At 33.3% G+C, this 1,447-nt stretch carries 1 protein-coding gene; it reads right to left on the bottom strand.

All coding sequences use genetic code 11. The features are described 5' to 3' along the window. Positions 1-216 precede the first annotated feature (216 nt). Positions 217-1,191, bottom strand: a complete 975-nt coding sequence (locus tag CN326_RS23305; RefSeq protein ID WP_098311322.1) for a zinc-dependent alcohol dehydrogenase family protein — start codon at positions 1,189-1,191, stop codon at positions 217-219. Positions 1,192-1,447 lie beyond the last annotated feature (256 nt).

Genomic DNA, 1,447 nt, shown 5'->3' with positions numbered 1-1,447 from the left:
CAAAGAACTTGTCTGTCGCTTAATTGCGACTTCCTTATGTTAACATCTTTGTGTTTCAATGTCAACTAAGTTTTTTATTTCGTTTTCGCTTTCTGCTTTATTGTATCAGCGACTCCTACTATATTACACACTTATATACTAATAGTCAACATTTTTTATAAAATCTTTCTTACTGTTATTACAATGATCTAACCATCATTCATTATGCTCCTAGTTTCAACTTTTTAAAAATATTTTTCCTTTCTGTTGAGAATTAAGAGCTTTTTTTACATCTGAAAGTTGATACTGAGCATAAGGTCTTGTTAATATTAATTGTTTATCATGAATACATTGTATAACCTGATGAAATGTTTCATGCCATTTCCTTGTAGAAATTTGTTGATTCCAATGACGTAAATGAAATATGTTTGTATACACTTTCGTATTATGCATAATCTCTGTCCAATTCACAGGCACTCCTGACAAAAGACCTATCGTTAAAAATATTCCATTCGTACGAACACAGTAGGCTAAATTTGTACCCGATAATCCGCCAATAGAATCAATTGCTGCTTTAACTTTACAACCATTTGTCAATTCCATAACTGTTTCGTAGAGCGGAGCCGTCATTGTATTAATTACATATGAAGCACCCAGTCGAATTAATTCTTCTGTATAAGTATCATTACGTGTTACTGCAATTAAACGAAATCCTAAAACACGAGATAATTGCGCAAAGATATGACCAATAGAAGATCCACAAGCATTTACAATCAAGTCATCCCCCGGTTTTAATGCCAATACTTCTGTACAGATAACCCATGCTGTAATCGGATTAATATAAAGTTGAGCTGCCGTATAATCATCAATATAATCTGGGATTAAAACAGCTAGTTCAGCTGAAGATGTTACAAACTCTTGCCATGTACCTTCACCTCGCAGCGGCAATACTCGCTTACCAAGAAACCATTTAGAAACAGAGGGGCCTACTCCTTCTATAATACCAACCCCTTCATATCCCGGAATAGCTGGTAAAGAAATTCGATTAGAATATGCTCCTCTAATAGGAATTAAATCAGATGGATTAATTGGTCGGGTTTTCATTCGTACTAAAATTTCGCCAACACCCGGATCTCTAACTTCCTTATTCTCTATCTGCAAAACTTTTTGGGGTTCTCCAAATTCATAAAACTTAATACTTGTCGCTTTCAAAATAAGAAGTCTCCTTCACTCATTTATATAGATACGTTGTATCTTTATGTATCTCATTCATGTGAAGTTAATTTGCCTGTATTCTATGAATTTCAAGGGAATTATAGGTATGCTTTTTATTTCTTACACTTGAGATAGCTTCAACACTCGGTCTATCAATTGCCTTATTTAAAGAGGAAAAACAGTTTAGTAAGAAGAAAATACAGTATCTTAATAATTGTCTAGTTAATATATATACAAAAAAGACGAGTCATAC

Origin of the sequence: Bacillus sp. AFS018417 (genome assembly GCF_002560985.1) — a bacterium.
Lineage (GTDB): Bacteria > Bacillota > Bacilli > Bacillales > Bacillaceae_G > Bacillus_A > Bacillus_A rhizoplanae.
Note: the sequence above shows the minus strand (reverse complement) of the source record. Positions and strands in the feature narration are given on the sequence as shown.